Below are 15,644 nucleotides of genomic sequence, written 5' to 3'. Positions count from 1 at the left end.
GTGGTTTTCAAGTTGCATCACGGCGACAAGGGAGCACCCCGGGAACTTAAATACCCGTCTGTTTATAACAACGGTGTTCTGAACGAGTGAACACTGCCAACAAAGAGGCAACTTAAAAAACAACGGATATTTAACTAATTACAGCATATCATTCAGCATAACACCGATACCAAATCGGGTCTGTCTGAAATTGTAGTCAATCATTGATTCGCCATATCCGCTGAAGAGTTGTGCGTAAAAACGGACATGTTTAGATAGAGGATAACTCCAGCCCAGCTCTCCGCCACTATAGCCACTGTTCCAGTTATAGCGCCCCTGCATGGTAAATACATTTTCACCATAGTGATAGCCGACTTTCAGGCGATAGTACCCCATATAACGGTTCATGTCTGGGTTATCATCACGCTTGTTACTTTCAGTCAGGCGATACCACGGTTTCAAATCTACCTGCCAGTTTCCTTTTTGTGCCATCAGCCGAGCATAAACCCGGTTCCAGCTACGGGAAGTGGATTCCGGACGACCATTAGACTGGTGATTAATACCCGCTTCAATTTCCCGCAGGTGCCAGCCGGCCAGTTCATAATCGGTCAGCCATGCCAGAAATAACTGCGGTTCATAATTCGTCTCACGAAATGGAGAAGATTCTCTTTTATTACTGAGCTGCCACCATGAACGCTGTGTATAAGAAGCCCCCAGCAATGAATTTTCACCAACAATACCTCGCCATATTGGAAAACCAAAACTGACCTGAAAGTGAACTTCATCTTTACGGGCATGATCAACCCAATCATAACTGCTAATTGCCTGTTTATTTATCCGGGAGCTGTAAGTGTAAAGAATATAATTTGTATCATAAGGATAGAGCATAAAAGGCGAATCATATTCTTGCAGCATTGCCGAAATTACACTGCCTCTAACTGCGTCAGCCTGTTTATCTGAGCCATAAGCTAATGTTGATAACAAACAGGTAATAACCAGTATTTTCCACCGCAATTGCATTTCTGGTTTTCCTAATCGTGATAGTTCAAAGATAAAGAAGTAAGAAGATAAGAATATTAAGAGCAAAAAAATCACTTGGATATTCTAAACTCGAAACGGGGATTTTTTATAGTAACTTTTTCCTCAATAGATTGTTTTTTCGAAGCACTTCTCAGACTGGCAAGATGGTAAATAAAAGCATAAAATTAACAAGTTATTAACCAAAGATAACACTCTAATGATATTAAATTTATTTTTCTAATTATCAGGAAGTTCAACATGGAAACGATACAGCACCCGACTCAACCTTTAACACAAGAAGAAGCACGTAAAATTATAGGTGAGGTTTTTATTTATCAGATGCCATTCAACCAACTTTTAGGACTTGAATTGATTCGTTTTGAGCAGGACTACGCAGAGCTTCAATTTTGCAATCAGGATAAACTATTGGGCAATATGGCTCAAAAGATCCTACACGGCGGAGCCATAGCTTCAATCCTTGATGTTGCAGGTGGTTTAGTCTGTGCCGGCGGTGCGCTGAACATGATGAAAACAATCACGCTTGAGGAAATAAAAAAGCGTCTACCCACTTTAGGTACGATAGACCTGCGTGTTGACTACCTGCGTCCCGGTCGTGGAGAAATATTTACGGCCAGCAGTAATATTATCCGTGCCGGCAATAAAGTATCTGTTGCCAGAATAGAATTACACAATGAAAAACAAGTGCATATTGCAAGTGCAACAGGGACTTATTTGGTTGGATGATGTTTAATATTGTTAAATAAAGGAATGTGATAAGGAATACATTCCTTTTTTCAGAAAAATTTACTTATAAGCCCATGAATTTTATTAAAACTGAATTATTCTATATCAGAAACTCTTTATATTTATTCTGCTTATTACTCTGCTACGTTTTATCCGATGAAAATTAAGTAATTATCTTCAATAAATCGTCATGCAGAAAAAATAATTGATTAAATAGCAAGGATTAATGTTTTTTAATCAACCCATTATATTGCCCAAGTTAAATGATTTAATAATACCCCGCCATAATTTACTTTACGCAAACATATCTGGCCGCTATTTTGGATATTGTCAAAAAAGCATGTTATATCGCTGTTACACAGAATTCACGTTAATATTTGTTAACTTTTGTAATACCCAAAAAATCTCAGGAAATTATTTACTGAAATATCAATTAATAAAGATAACAAGGAGCAAACCATGAACCCAAGAACAAAAGCAGAACAAGAAATCCTCTCTGGGAAACCCATCTCTGCTGTTGTCTATATCTGGTATCCTTGTCAAAGATGGAAACTGGGACACACCGCTATTTATGTTGGTGGAGTACCCAAATATCCCTGGCCATCGGATTTCCCTGACAATCCAACGCCACAAAGTGAAAGAAGGCGTTCTGCCTCTTCTATTTTATCTAGAGTTGAAAGGCACCCGTCAAGAGAGTCTGTTTTTTCACGAGATTCCAGCCCTCCAGCGCCTTACAACGTGACCGAAAGAGACTGGCCTTCAGCATCTGTACAACATCCATCACGAACAACCGGTAATAACTATGTGAGTTTCGCTGGTGATGCCAATATACTCAGGGGAATTGTATCCAAGGCAGGAGTATTCGGGAATACTCAGGATGATTTCGCAGTACAGCCTCATTTGGAGTATTACCTCATTGGCTTAGATGTTGAAAAAATGCAGGCTAAAAAAAATGAAATCTATAGTGGAAAAACATATGGTAATCATCAAATCAGCCATAGCTATAATCTTGTTAACAAAAATTGTGCTGTAATGGTCGCCAGAATATTAAAAGCAGGAGATGTAGACAGTTTATTAACAAACATTCAGAAAATAGGATACGGAAAAAATATCTACTGGACACCGAAAGATATTGCACAGTTATGTAATCAATTAAGAAATAATGATTTTGCTGTCAAAGTGCGAGGGTTAGACTGCCCTGATAAATTTGGCTTGCCGATTAGAACAATGACAGGGTTCAGGTAATTTGATAGTGTAAAGATGTAAACTTTAATGACCACCCTGCTAGTTCTTATATTCCACCCACAATGCTAGAGATTGATTAAAAAAGTCAATTCATTACACTTCACTGGATTATCATCCTAAATAATTAAATAAATTCAGAGTTAAACACCAATTATACAGGGTGTAATTTTTTATTTATCATTCATACTATTAACCCCTTGTAAATTGGTTAACCCAGTGACACATTGTATGGCTCTATGGGCTAACATCTAATAAGCTCTTCTCATTTTTTTCTGAACACTCTCTGAACATTCAAGGATATTATGAACGAACCACAGACAGCCAAAGGTATTTTATATGCCTTAGGTGCTTACTTGATTTGGGGGTTGGCTCCCATCTATTTCAAAGAAATACAGTACGTGCCACCCGATGAAATCGTATCGCATCGTGTTATCTGGTCGGTTTTCTTTATGGTACTGATGCTGACAATAACTCGTCACTGGCGTCAGGTTTTGACTGTAATAAAGCAACCAAAGAATCTGCTGATATTAGGTATCACCGCCTTTACTATTGCCAGTAACTGGCTGGTTTATATCTGGGCAGTCAACAATAATCACATGCTGGAAGCAAGTCTTGGTTATTTTATCAATCCACTGGTCAGTGTGCTGTTTGCAATGATATTCCTCGGTGAGCGTTTCCGTCGTATGCAGTGGATTGCGGTAGGGCTGGCATTCACCGGCGTCTTTATTCAGCTATGGCAATTTGGCTCTGTGCCTGTGATTGGCCTGTATCTGGCAACAACATTTGCCCTGTATGGCCTGATCCGTAAAAAGCTGGGCGTGGACGCACAAACCGGCATGTTGATTGAAACTATTTGGGTACTCCCGGTCGCACTGACTTACCTGCTGTTTTTCACTCATACCCCGACTAGCAATATGCTGAATAACACGATTTCCCTGAATCTACTTCTGGTTGCAGCGGGGATCATTACGACAATCCCATTGTTGTTTTTCACCGCTGCGGCTGCTCACCTGCGCTTATCCACGCTGGGCTTTTTCCAGTATATCGCACCAACATTGATGTTCCTGCTGGCAACACTGGTTTACGGTGAGAAGATTGGCTCAGATCGTTTGATCACATTTGGTTTTATCTGGGCTGCTTTAATTGTGTTTACGCTGGATGCGCTTTATACACAACGCCGTTTGCGGAAGTAAATCGGCATTATTACTGAACTGACCCGAAATCATCCTGATAAATAGGGTCAGTTATTATTTAAACAAAAAGAATAGTTCAAAATAAGCGAAGTTCGCCATCTTCTGAGCTTATCTTCAATGAAGTGCCACATGCCTCAGCATAGCGTTCCAGTCGGGATAAGCTCGCGTTGATTGCATTGTTTTCCAGTTTGCTGACAGCTGGTTGGCTAATTCCCATTTTTTCAGCAACTTGGCTACTATTTAAACCCGCTTTCTTCCTCATGTTAATGAGAAACTCTCTCATCTCTTCTTTTTTCTTCTCAGCCAAATATGCTGATAAAACCTCAGGATCTTGAAGTAATGTAGTTTTCACGTCAGAGTATGGGATACCTTTAACTTTCATCAAGTAACTCCTTCAGTCGCTTTAATGCTAATTCAATTTCTGAGTTTGGTGTTTTTGCACTTTTTTTGATAAAAGTGCGAAGAACATATATTTTTCTGTTCCTCTCAAATGCAAAAAAAGTCCTTGATATATCTTTCCCGCTTGTCCTTAATTCAAAAAGCTGCCCTTGAATAAGTCTTGTATCTGGGTAGCGCAATTCATAACCTCGAGCTTCCAACTTATCAAGCGCATTCAAAACCTTAGCTTTTATTATTGTATTTAACCGAGAAATTTCATTCAGCACTTCAGGGTGAAACTCTAGTTGAAACATATTCCCCCTCAATTTAAGCATAAACGCTCTGCCAAATTGTATAACTAGCATATACCACAGATAATTATAACTCAAGAGTTATATATTACCTATAGGTTATAAACGCTATAGTTATCGCAACAATTCCATAGCCTTAAGTGAAATGACAAACAGTAGTATAACGAGAGGCATCCCCCAGAAACATAGCTGACTATGTAACTGGAGGCAGCAGAAGCCGCCAAAATAGCGACTTAAAAAGTGAAAGCCGGAAAGATTACAGCCAGTTTTTCCGCTTAAAGTAGAGGTAAGGTGCCAGTCCCGCAGCGATCATCACACCAATCGCAGCCGGATAACCAAATGTCCAGTGTAATTCCGGCATAAACTCGAAGTTCATACCGTAGCTGGAAGCCACCAGCGTCGGGGGCAGGAACACGACAGAAACAACGGAGAATATCTTGATAATCCGGCTCTGTTCGATGTTAATAAAGCCCATCGCCGCCTGCATCAGGAAGTTAACTTTCTGGAACAGGGATTCGTTATGTGGCAACAGGGATTCGATATCCCGCAGGATTTCACGCGCCTGTTCTAACTGGTTAGCAGGCAAACGGGCACGGCGCACAAGGAAGTTAAGAGCGCGCTGGCTATCCATCAGACAAAGGCGCACTTTCCAGCCAATGTCTTCCTGCTCAGCAAGGTTAGACAGAGCTGAATCAAATTCATCCCCTTGTTTACCGTTCATAATGACCCGGCTCAGGGATTCCAGCACACTGTAGATATTTTCAATGACATCTGCCAACTGTTCGATCTTGGTTTCGAATAAGTCCAGCAGTAATTCATAAGCATTCCCGTCAACCATAGTCTGGTTGCGGGCGCGCATTCGGTATAATCGGAATGCAGGGAGTTCACGCTCTCGCAATGTGTAGAGACGACCGTCACGAATGGTAAATGCGACTGTCGAGTTGCCAGCATGGTCTTCGGCGTCTTCAAAATAGAAGAATGAGTGGACGTGCAGACCATCTTCATCTTCAAAAAAACGCGCCGAAGCCTCGATATCATCCAGCTCAGTGCGGGTCGCCAGGATTTGTCCTAATTCGTTCTGAACCCGGAGTCGATCATCGTCTCCCAGCCCAACCAAATCTACCCACATGGAGTCGGATAATGTATCACCTTCTTCAAGTTCAAGACGGAGCAGGCGATTATTCTCTAATTTAAATGCGTTCAGCATGTACCATAAGTCTCCTTATACTCCCTACGTTCATCGTAAGGCGCGAATGTTACGCTTATACCCGTCGTATTTCAAACTGCCTCTTTGTTGAAATCCATAGGGTCTAGAAGAAAAAGCCTGTCAACATTCGACCGGATTATTATTGGCCGGTTTCAAGTCTGGCATAAGCGGCGACCAGCCACTTGATGCCTTCACCCTGAAACGCGATCTGCAAACGGCAATGCTCCCCACTGCCTTCAATATTAACAATCGTTCCTTCACCGAATTTAGGATGGCGGACTCGTTGCCCTAAAGCGTAGCCACTATCATTGGCGCTGATCGGTGTTCCCAGCCGCTTATGGCTCACCGGTCGGGATACTGTTGCCCTCAGACGAACTTCAGTGACACATTCTGACGGTAACTCACCGACAAAACGCGATGGGCGATGGTACACCTCTTTACCATATAAACGGCGACTTTCAGCATAAGTCAGCGTCAGTTTTTCCATTGCCCTTGTCACACCGACATAAGCCAGACGGCGCTCTTCTTCCAGACGCCCTCCTTCATCAATGGACATTTGGCTTGGAAACATTCCCTCTTCCATGCCAACAATAAAGACCTGCCTGAATTCGAGCCCTTTTGCCGAATGCAGGGTCATCAGCTGGACAGAATCCTGATAAGCATCTGCCTGCCCTTCACCTGCTTCAAGCGCCGCGTGAGACAGAAAAGCCTGCAACGGCATCATATCTTCGTCTTCATCCTGATAGCTGAACTGACGGGTCGCAGTAACCAGCTCCTCAAGGTTCTCGATACGCGCCTGTGCTTTCTCACCTTTTTCCTGTTGGTACATCGCCCACAGGCCAGTATCCCGGATAACCCGATCAGTCTGCACATGCAGCGACATTTCCTGTGTTTCCGTTTCCAGCGCGTTAATTAATTCGATAAAACGCTGTAAAGCTGATGCCGCCCGGCCTGCCAGTACCTTTTCCTGAATCAACAATTGACTGCTTTCCCAGAGTGTCTTCTGCTGATCCCGCGCCATCTGGCGCACAACATCAAGGGTTCTGTCGCCAATTCCCCGGGTCGGCGTATTCACTACTCTCTCAAAAGCCGCGTCATCATTACGGTTTGCCACTAAGCGCAGATAAGACAACGCATCTTTGATTTCCTGCCGTTCGAAGAAGCGCTGGCCACCATAGATCCGGTAAGGCATGGAAGCCTGTAACAATGCTTCTTCCAATACACGGGACTGAGCATTACTGCGATACAGGATAGCGCACTCTTTCAAAGCACCTCCGTTATCCAGCCAGTTCTTCAGGCGACTGACCACATAACGTGCCTCATCTAATTCATTAAAAGCCGAGTAAAGTGAGATAGGTTCTCCTTCACTGCCTTCTGTCCACAGATTTTTACCCAGACGATCGCTGTTATGTGCAATCAGGGCATTAGCGGCTTTAAGTATGTTACTGGTAGAACGGTAATTTTGTTCCAGACGAATAGTTTGCGCAGCGGGAAAATCCTTCAGGAAACGCTGGATGTTTTCGACCTGCGCCCCTCTCCAGCCATAAATAGACTGATCATCATCACCCACGATCATGACTCTGCCTGAATCGCCTGCTAACAGGCGTATCCATGCGTATTGAATACTGTTGGTATCCTGAAATTCGTCTACCAGAATATTAGTAAAACGATCGCGATAATGTTGCAATATTTGTGGTTTATTCAGCCACAGCTCATGAGCGCGTAACAGCAGCTCAGCAAAATCCACTAATCCGGCCCGATCGCAGGCTTCCTGATAGGCCTGATAGATTTTCAGCCATGTAACTTCTACCGGATTGCCGTAACTTTCAATATGCCGAGGGCGCAAACCTTCATCTTTTTTACCGTTGATGTACCACATGCCCTGACGGGCAGGCCACTGTTTGTCATCCAGATTCATCGCCTTAATGATCCGCTTGATCAGACGCAGCTGATCATCACTGTCAAGAATCTGAAAGTCCTGAGGCAGATTGGCATCTAAATGATGGGCCCGCAGTAAACGATGAGCCAGACTATGGAATGTTCCAATCCACATACCGCCCTGACTGGTGCCGATCAGGTTTTCAATACGATGGCGCATTTCCGCTGCGGCTTTATTGGTAAATGTCACCGCCATAATGGAAAAAGGTGAGGCATGTTCAACTGACAGTAACCAGGCGATCCGGTGCACCAATACGCGGGTTTTACCACTACCGGCTCCCGCCAGTACCAGCATATTGGTACGGGGTGCTGCAACGGCTTCACGTTGTTTATCATTCAGGCTTTCGAGCAGATAAGAGACGTCCATAATTACCATCAGTTGTTAGCAATGACCGCTGTCACTGTTTTTCTATACCCTTCGTCTTTCAAGCTGCCTCTTTGTTGGCTACGCTCGTTCACCCCAGTCACATAGTTATTTATGCTCCTGGGGGCTCTCTCCCTTGCCGCCGCGATGCAACTCGAAATCCATTGGGTATATATAGATTTACAGTCTGAAATTATATCAGTGCGATCAGAGAATCCAAGTCAGAAATCTCAACATGTGGAACCAGTCGCCCTTCCGGTTCCTGCATGAGATTTTTATTTTCAATATTGATCCAGCAAGCCTGCATCCCACTGCGAATCGCGCCTTCAACGTCTGTCTGCAAATTATCACCAACATGCAGGATTTGATTTGCCGGCAATGCCAGCCGTTCAGCCGCCAGATGGTACATATCCGGGTAAGGTTTAGAACGCCCGTCCACGCCGGCTTTGAGTACAAATTTGAAATAAGGGGCCAGACCACATTCAGCGGGTTCTGCATTACCATTCGTGATCGCCACCAGCGGTATTTTTTCTGCCAGTACCGATAAAGTGTTATGCGTGGATTCCGGTACTGTAATCTGATTACGCCAATAAGTGAAACAGGACATAATCTCATCCGCACCACGTACTGCTTCTTCACGATTAAAACCATGGTAGCTGAACATCAGCTCGGCAGATTGTCGACGCCATAATGTCACATCGTGGTATATTTCAGGCTCCATCTCAAGCACCGCCTGACGGTATACATACAGATCTTCACGGCAAAAATGGCTGAATTTGCTATCGTACTGCCTGATAAAACACAATACTTCTTTTTCGGTTCTGTCGATAACGGGATGATTATCGTAAAGTGTATCATCCAGATCGAATGTCATCGCCGCAAACGGCGTGAGAGGCCGATAAAAACGCATTATGATTTCCCTCTTTTTGCTCTGGGGTGAGCCACATCATAAACTTTGGCTAAGTGTTGAAAATCCAGATGGGTGTATATTTGGGTAGTCGATAAATTTGCATGGCCCAACAGCTCCTGCACTGCCCGGAGATCACCACTGGATTCCAGAATATGTGTCGCAAACGAATGACGCAGTTTATGGGGATGAATATGGCTGTTTACTCCCTGACGAATTCCCCATTGTTCAAATCGCTTTTGCACATTGCGAGTAGACATCCGTTTACCACTTTGGGTAGAAATGAAAACAGCATTATCTTCCGGTTCAAACAATTCCCGCATTACCAGCCAGCGTTGCAGCCATTCCAGTGCAATTCTGCCGACAGGGACTTTACGCTCCTTACTGCCCTTACCATATACCCAGACTTCACCGTTTTCCAAATCCAGATGCCGGCAATCCAGCCCAACCAGCTCTGACAAACGTAAGCCCGCCCCATACATGACTTCCATCATTGTTCTGTCACGCACGGACAACGGATCATTCAGGTCAATATTGAGGAGCTGATTTACCTCATCGACATCCATGTTCTTAGGTAGATGCTGTTTTTTACGTGGCGTGCTAACAACTTTAGCCGGGTTAGCTTCCATTTTTCCCTGCGTTACCATCCAGTCAAGAAAACTGCGCAAGGAAGAAAGACGCAAGGCAAGGCTGGCAGACTGTAATCCAGCCCGACGACTACGGGTAGCGAACATTCTGACTTTGGTGACATCAAGTGCCTGCCACTCGGTTATTCCCATTTCCAGCGACATTTCGACCAGCACCGCCAAATGCCGACGATAGTTGATTATTGTTATCGGGCTTAAACGGCGCTCAACCCGCAGGTAATGCAGGAAAGCCTCTACTGGCTCAAGGAGTGAATCAATTGGCTGGCTCATGCTCGCTCGATCCAACGGGACAGCAACCCCGGTAATAGTTTAGCTAACTGATCCAGCAGATCCGTTCCCATGCCCTCGTAATAATGTTGCTTGTCATGACTATTGAAGATCACCATGCCCAGCTCTCCCTGCATTCCTAAAAGAGACACTGCGACAGAACCGACATGACGGGCCTGAGGCATCAACAGTAAAATTTCCGGGCCATGTAATCGCCCAAGATAATGGTTACTGTCGCCGAATCGCTGAATACGGACAGACTCAAAAGCATTACGGGATATTGCCAAATCCGGTGCATTCAGAGGAGCACCAAGCAACCACTTATCAGAAAACAGCCGGATATAGCAGTTACTCAGACCCAGTGTTTTAGCCCAGGCACTCAAACGGGAAAGAAAACCCTGCAAACTTTCGGCAGCAGAAAGTTCAGCAAGCAATTGCAGCAGGCGGTTAAACAGGATCTCATTCTGTTTTGCCTGCTCCACCAGATGTATCAGATCGTCTTCCAGATAACCGATCCGTTTTCTCTGACGGTTCATATGCCATTCCATCAGAGAAACACACTCACGTACCGGATGAGGAACCTGTATCCTGTCAACTGCATTAGCATTACGGATAAAAAAATTGGGGTTATTCAGCAGATAATCCACCACCATCTGATCATCCAACATGCTTTCAGTATGTAATGGTTCGTTTTCTTTACCCATTTTCCAATGCCTTATATTTCACAATTACAAGTGAATTGTACCGTCATAAACGTGAGTTGCAGGCCCGGTCTTATAAAGTGGCTGCCCCGGCCCATCCCAACGAATTTGCAAAGAACCACCGGGCAAATCAACACGGACCTGTTTATCCAGCAGACCTTGCTGAATACCAATCGCAACAGCCGCACACGCGCCACTGCCGCATGCCCGGGTTTCTCCGGCACCCCGTTCAAATACACGTAAACGGATATGGTTACGATTTACGACCTGCATAAAACCAACGTTTACTCTCTCAGGAAAACGTTCATGACGTTCCAGAACAGGGCCGAGTACCTCAACATCTGCCGTGTCCACATTATCAACCTGAATAACACAGTGGGGATTCCCCATTGATACGACACCGCAGAGCACAGTGCGCTCCATGACCCGGATGATATAAGTTTTCTCGGCTTTATTCGCACGAAAGGGAACAGACTGAGGCTCAAAGACCGGTTCCCCCATATTGACACAGACCTGATCATCATGATTGATGCTCAGTACCATTTGGCCTGCCTGTGTACTGACTTTAATATCACGCTTATTCGTCAATCCCCGTAAACGAACAAAACGGGCAAAACAACGCGCCCCATTGCCACATTGAGATACTTCACTGCCATCCGCGTTAAAAATACGATAATGAAAATCTAAATCAGGATCATAGGGTGCTTCAACAACCAGCAGTTGATCAAATCCTACGCCAGTATGTCTATCTGACAACCGGCAGATTAATTCCGGTGAAAAATAAACATTCTGGGTTACTGCATCAACAACCATGAAATCATTGCCAAGACCATGCATTTTGGAGAATTGCATATACCACTCCAATGAAAGCCCATTACCAGCTCACGCTTATTGGGCACTCGCTGAGATATTGTTTTTAGAAGTATCGTTTTTATTAGACGTGCTGTCCTGAGAAACATGACCCGCAGGCTGTGTTTTATTAACTGAAACCTGAGGTGCCGCTGGCTCTGCCGGAGGGAAGTAGAGAGGACCTTTCAGGCCACAACCTGTAACAGAGAGTAATGTTATGATAGCAAGTGACCAACGGAATTGTTTGTTCATCATAATTAATGCCTGTGATTCATACGCCAATACTCTCTATAATCGCAGTTAGGCCCTGAAAAGCAAATAGGAAATGAATATGAACGATAGCGAATTTCATCAATTGGCTGATCAATTGATGTCACACATTGAAGAACAATTGGATAATTATGAAGGTGATGCAGATATTGACTGTGAAACCAATGGCGGAGTAATGACGCTGAGTTTTGATAATGGTAGCAAAATCATTATCAATCGACAGGAACCTTTTCATCAAATCTGGCTGGCAACTAAAAATGGAGGTTATCACTTCGATTATCGCGATAACCAATGGGTTTGCGACCGTAGTGGCAACGACTTTCTTTCTATGTTGGGACAAGCAATCACCGAGCAGAGCGGCGAGCCTTTCCTGTTTTAGCTCGTTGCTATTTAGCTAGCTTTTATATAGAGCTGCAATTATCGGCATTTGTGCCGTATCGAAAATACGGCACTTTTATGACAAATATGTATGACAAACGCCCGGCTATTCCAGCGATAGCTCATTGAATTCAATAGTGGCAAGAATGGTACTGACTATTCGCCCTGATAGCTTCACCCGTCTCCAGCACGGTAACACTATCTGTCTCATGATCCAGCAGTGACTGCCCATCCATAAATGGAGCTACATGAGTACGTTCACCCTTCTTTATGATCTGATAGAACTGTGGCAGGTTAAAATTGATAAAACTGGAACCATAAGTGAATCGATCATGGGATGAAGAATAAAAACGGCTGACATCACGTACCAGCTCTTCTTTACTTCCTTCACAATGAGGGTAGATCTCTACCTTATTTGATTCATCAAGAATATAAATGTTAAAACCCTGAGTGCCCTCAATATTCTCAAAGAAAAACTGAATTATTCCTTCGCAGGCAAACCCATCAATAATAGAAGGTAGCTGTTTGTCTTTGTTATCAACTCTAATCGGTAAACCATGCAGCTTGGTATTTGAAATTGCATTGTAAAACTCAACCGCATTTTCCAGTTTTTGTACTGAGACATTCAACCGTTCAAAAAACAGCCCCCAAGTTTGACCGGAAATACGTAATACCTTACAGCGATCAAGATCCTGACGGTTACTGGAAAGACGTAATTCGATACACTCTGAAACCAATTGCCTGACACGGGTACAAATCAACCCACGCAAGTGCCGACTGTAACAAAAGACTTCAACGCTCGCTGGAGGTGCGGCGTCACGATGCATTTTGCCCAGAATGGTTTTCAGCGCTTCCAGCATGGATTGTTCACCATTAAAATGCAGCGTTCTTACTTCATTCCATGAATTACGGTAAAGCAGATCGATGCTGCTCACCATACACTGCTGTGATTCACCAAAACTCAGGATATCTAACTTTCTGAAATCAAAATGCACAATCTGATCGGAAAACCGGGTAGTTGGATCAGTTTCTAAATTAACAATAATTGCCAGATGGCGGATCTCACAGGGACTGTATAGTGCTTTTGGTGTCGGAGCAGGCAAACGAATCGGGAAATGAGTGGAAATATCGTTAACTAAATCAGCCAAATTCTTCTTATCTGCCTGAGAATCACCATTGCGAATATGAAGGCGGGTTTTTTCCGTCAACAACCCGTTGAAATAGGTCCATGACACCAGCTTATTTAAATAACGATTATATTCCAGCGGCTGATGACCAATGATAGATTCTATTGTCGGGGCACGATTGTAAAGATACCAGCCACTGCGATTTGCACGCCCCGGGGGAACATAAATAAATGTCAGATCCTGTTCTGACAGATCCGGTGAAATTTGTGGATTAACTAATGTGATTTTGCCGGGCAGTGCTTCAAACGCAGCATACAACTTACGAGTCAATACGCCGATGTCCTGCGGGCTAGCACTCACACTTAAATTGTTACGCCGGGCAAAACGGATAAGGTTGCGATAACTTTGCATCATGGTATCCAGCAACTCATTATGCGCTGTACGTACCTGCTCAATTTTCCATGAATTGCGGTTATTCAGTATCGCCAGTTTATCAGTATCCCATCCCCATTCCTGTACTAACTGAGCAATAACCTGCCGCCGCCATCCAGTGCATCCCTGAGCACCGTCACTACTCTCAATTTTTTCACAAACTTTCAGATAAAAGCAGCGCCGGGCTAAATCCAGACGCGTCATATCGTTAGTCGCCGTCAGGTAATGGGTAACACGGTCAAGCATCATGCAATAAGCATCAAGACCATAAGAGATAATCAAGCCTTCATGGAAATGTTGCTTCATTTCTGTCGCCAGCAATTTACTGTTGGGGTATTCCCAGGAATAAGCTTCCAGCAACAGACTTTTCAATACGGCTTTATAAGGAGAATCGACACTTTTATAAAGCTGCCATAAACTAGCACCAAAATACTCTTCCGCCGATAATTCCGCCAACCCTCCGAGATCCAGCCACTCATTAGGTGTTAAAACCCCCTGAGCATATAAAGAGGTGACATAATCATCGTAATTCGCTTCTTCTTCTACAGGGACCATCGCCCATAGCAAGCGTTTACCTGCCATCCGAACCGCAGTGCGATAAAACTCATCCAGTAGAAGAATATACTGAGTTGAACCACAATCTTCGCCATTCAGACTGCCACTGGTATTATGGCGAAAACGATTCTCATCTATCAGAAAAAATGTAACCTCAATACCCAGTGAAGCGGCCCACTGTTGTATTAAACTGCATTTTTGTTCCAATGAATCTTTTTCGCTATTATCCAGCCATGATTGGTGGCAAACCCAAATATCTAAGTCAGAAGAGCAGCTTTGCCCGATAGAAGAGGTGCTGCCCATCGAGTAAATACCCGCAATTGGCAATTCACCATTAGAGGAATGAGATAAAACACCAGCTGGCTGGTATTCCATATCGTTAATCCAAAATAGCTGGGTTTCATCAGGTTTAAAAAAACAAACGCCATGAGGAACGTCGTTTTCGATATAACCCGGCATCATTGGGTGATGATAATGTAATAATACTGGAATTAAATTATAAACCTGCTTAAACGTGGCACTCATCGAGTCAGTCGCACGCTCTAACCTAAGCTGATTAATTGCATCCAGCCGCTGCTTCAGCGTTTCAATATAAAGATACAAGTGTTTTGCCTGCTTCAGTTTCAGTGCTTACAATCGCCAGTTTCCACTAAGGCCCAGCGCCCGCTAACGCTTTATTCCTGTTAACGTGCAATTTACAAAAATTATTTTTAGATTTCTTTACTAACTTATTTGTCGGAAACGTGATCAATTTAACACCTTGCAGCTAAAGCGTAAAGCCCGCAATACCACTTTTTCGCCTGTCCTACAACCCCAAATAATCAATTAACCCTTTGTAAAATATTAAGTTAATCACAAATTTGAGACTAAAATATGTTTTTTGAAATAGATTTTATATTCATCTAATTTCTATATTGCTCAGATAACATATTGTAAACAGTGAATTTTAGATAACCATTTGATTAATTTTAATTGATAAACATCTTTATATTTTTTCACAACAGATAAATGACAAATAGGAATTTGATTTTAAATCAATCTTTTTGTTTATTTTCTCTATTTAGTTAAAATATTATTTTAATATTTAAAATTATTTTTACCAATTAAGACTGTATATTTATATACTATTCGA

Annotated in this window: 15 protein-coding genes; 4 read left to right on the top strand and 11 right to left on the bottom strand. The window is 43.3% G+C overall.

Features of this window, described 5'->3' with window-relative positions:
• Window positions 1-138: 138 nt before the first annotated feature.
• Complete coding sequence (gene pldA, locus Xsto_RS03995) at window positions 139-999, bottom strand: phospholipase A (protein WP_099109332.1); 861 nt, start codon at window positions 997-999, stop codon at window positions 139-141.
• Between the two features lie 258 nt (window positions 1,000-1,257).
• Here pldA and Xsto_RS03990 point away from each other — a divergent pair, with 258 nt between their 5' ends.
• From Xsto_RS03990 to rarD, 3 genes are all read left to right on the top strand, one after another.
• Window positions 1,258-1,743: a thioesterase family protein gene (locus tag Xsto_RS03990; RefSeq protein WP_099109331.1), complete on the top strand. Its 486-nt coding sequence runs from the start codon at window positions 1,258-1,260 to the stop codon at window positions 1,741-1,743.
• A gap of 459 nt (window positions 1,744-2,202) precedes the next feature.
• Window positions 2,203-2,988, top strand: a complete 786-nt coding sequence (locus Xsto_RS03985) for a hypothetical protein (RefSeq protein ID WP_099109330.1) — start codon at window positions 2,203-2,205, stop codon at window positions 2,986-2,988.
• Window positions 2,989-3,290: 302 nt separating this feature from the next.
• Window positions 3,291-4,181, top strand: a complete 891-nt coding sequence (gene rarD / locus Xsto_RS03980; protein WP_099124161.1) for an EamA family transporter RarD — start codon at window positions 3,291-3,293, stop codon at window positions 4,179-4,181.
• A 76-nt stretch (window positions 4,182-4,257) separates the two neighbouring features.
• Here rarD and Xsto_RS03975 read toward each other — a convergent pair whose 3' ends face one another.
• The 9 genes from Xsto_RS03975 to lptM all read right to left on the bottom strand — a co-directional run bounded on the left by Xsto_RS03975 (window position 4,258) and on the right by lptM (window position 12,005).
• On the bottom strand, window positions 4,258-4,563 hold the full coding sequence (locus Xsto_RS03975; protein ID WP_099124160.1) for a helix-turn-helix domain-containing protein: 306 nt from the start codon (window positions 4,561-4,563) through the stop codon (window positions 4,258-4,260).
• Window positions 4,553-4,873 (bottom strand): type II toxin-antitoxin system RelE/ParE family toxin, encoded by a 321-nt coding sequence (locus Xsto_RS03970; RefSeq protein WP_099124159.1) that lies wholly within the window; start codon window positions 4,871-4,873, stop codon window positions 4,553-4,555. The genes Xsto_RS03975 and Xsto_RS03970 overlap by 11 nt, the downstream gene beginning before the upstream one ends.
• A 253-nt stretch (window positions 4,874-5,126) precedes the next feature.
• The gene (gene corA, locus Xsto_RS03965; protein WP_099109327.1) at window positions 5,127-6,077 is read right to left on the bottom strand and encodes a magnesium/cobalt transporter CorA; all 951 of its coding nucleotides are present in this window, start codon (window positions 6,075-6,077) and stop codon (window positions 5,127-5,129) included.
• Window positions 6,078-6,216: 139 nt separating this feature from the next.
• Window positions 6,217-8,382 (bottom strand): DNA helicase II, encoded by a 2,166-nt coding sequence (uvrD, locus tag Xsto_RS03960; RefSeq protein ID WP_479688476.1) that lies wholly within the window; start codon window positions 8,380-8,382, stop codon window positions 6,217-6,219.
• A 190-nt stretch (window positions 8,383-8,572) separates the two neighbouring features.
• Window positions 8,573-9,289, bottom strand: coding sequence for a 5-amino-6-(5-phospho-D-ribitylamino)uracil phosphatase YigB (gene yigB, locus Xsto_RS03955; RefSeq protein ID WP_099109325.1), 717 nt, complete (start codon window positions 9,287-9,289; stop codon window positions 8,573-8,575).
• Entirely contained in the window at window positions 9,289-10,203 is a 915-nt protein-coding gene (xerC, locus tag Xsto_RS03950) for a tyrosine recombinase XerC (protein WP_099124157.1), read from the bottom strand. The genes yigB and xerC overlap by 1 nt, the downstream gene beginning before the upstream one ends.
• Window positions 10,200-10,904, bottom strand: a complete 705-nt coding sequence (locus Xsto_RS03945; protein WP_099124156.1) for a DUF484 domain-containing protein — start codon at window positions 10,902-10,904, stop codon at window positions 10,200-10,202. Before Xsto_RS03945 ends, xerC begins: the two co-directional genes overlap by 4 nt.
• A gap of 24 nt (window positions 10,905-10,928) precedes the next feature.
• Window positions 10,929-11,753 (bottom strand): diaminopimelate epimerase, encoded by an 825-nt coding sequence (dapF, locus tag Xsto_RS03940; RefSeq protein ID WP_099109322.1) that lies wholly within the window; start codon window positions 11,751-11,753, stop codon window positions 10,929-10,931.
• A 36-nt stretch (window positions 11,754-11,789) separates the two neighbouring features.
• Window positions 11,790-12,005 carry an LPS translocon maturation chaperone LptM gene (gene lptM, locus Xsto_RS22115; RefSeq protein ID WP_241537915.1) on the bottom strand — a complete coding sequence of 72 codons (216 nt, stop codon included), beginning with the start codon at window positions 12,003-12,005 and terminating at the stop codon, window positions 11,790-11,792.
• 76 nt (window positions 12,006-12,081) lie between these two features.
• Between lptM and cyaY the strand changes: the two genes are divergently transcribed.
• On the top strand, window positions 12,082-12,399 hold the full coding sequence (gene cyaY, locus Xsto_RS03930; protein ID WP_099124155.1) for an iron donor protein CyaY: 318 nt from the start codon (window positions 12,082-12,084) through the stop codon (window positions 12,397-12,399).
• A 130-nt stretch (window positions 12,400-12,529) separates the two neighbouring features.
• Here the strand turns inward: cyaY and Xsto_RS03925 are convergent, their stop codons facing one another.
• Window positions 12,530-15,115, bottom strand: a complete 2,586-nt coding sequence (locus tag Xsto_RS03925; protein ID WP_099124154.1) for a class I adenylate cyclase — start codon at window positions 15,113-15,115, stop codon at window positions 12,530-12,532.
• Window positions 15,116-15,644 lie beyond the last annotated feature (529 nt).

This window comes from Xenorhabdus stockiae, from assembly GCF_002632825.1.
GTDB lineage: Bacteria > Pseudomonadota > Gammaproteobacteria > Enterobacterales > Enterobacteriaceae > Xenorhabdus > Xenorhabdus stockiae.
Note: the sequence above shows the minus strand (reverse complement) of the source record. Positions and strands in the feature narration are given on the sequence as shown.

Coding starts and splice junctions, on each gene's coding strand:
- lptM (WP_241537915.1), bottom strand. CDS start 12,005: ATGATGAACAAACAATTCCGTTGGTCACTTGCTATCATAACATTACTC.
- cyaY (WP_099124155.1), top strand. CDS start 12,082: ATGAACGATAGCGAATTTCATCAATTGGCTGATCAATTGATGTCACAC.
- rarD (WP_099124161.1), top strand. CDS start 3,291: ATGAACGAACCACAGACAGCCAAAGGTATTTTATATGCCTTAGGTGCT.
- xerC (WP_099124157.1), bottom strand. CDS start 10,203: ATGAGCCAGCCAATTGATTCACTCCTTGAGCCAGTAGAGGCTTTCCTG.
- Xsto_RS03985 (WP_099109330.1), top strand. CDS start 2,203: ATGAACCCAAGAACAAAAGCAGAACAAGAAATCCTCTCTGGGAAACCC.
- dapF (WP_099109322.1), bottom strand. CDS start 11,753: ATGCAATTCTCCAAAATGCATGGTCTTGGCAATGATTTCATGGTTGTT.
- Xsto_RS03945 (WP_099124156.1), bottom strand. CDS start 10,904: ATGGGTAAAGAAAACGAACCATTACATACTGAAAGCATGTTGGATGAT.
- Xsto_RS03975 (WP_099124160.1), bottom strand. CDS start 4,563: ATGAAAGTTAAAGGTATCCCATACTCTGACGTGAAAACTACATTACTT.
- corA (WP_099109327.1), bottom strand. CDS start 6,077: ATGCTGAACGCATTTAAATTAGAGAATAATCGCCTGCTCCGTCTTGAA.
- uvrD (WP_479688476.1), bottom strand. CDS start 8,382: ATGGACGTCTCTTATCTGCTCGAAAGCCTGAATGATAAACAACGTGAA.
- Xsto_RS03970 (WP_099124159.1), bottom strand. CDS start 4,873: ATGTTTCAACTAGAGTTTCACCCTGAAGTGCTGAATGAAATTTCTCGG.
- Xsto_RS03990 (WP_099109331.1), top strand. CDS start 1,258: ATGGAAACGATACAGCACCCGACTCAACCTTTAACACAAGAAGAAGCA.
- yigB (WP_099109325.1), bottom strand. CDS start 9,289: ATGCGTTTTTATCGGCCTCTCACGCCGTTTGCGGCGATGACATTCGAT.
- pldA (WP_099109332.1), bottom strand. CDS start 999: ATGCAATTGCGGTGGAAAATACTGGTTATTACCTGTTTGTTATCAACA.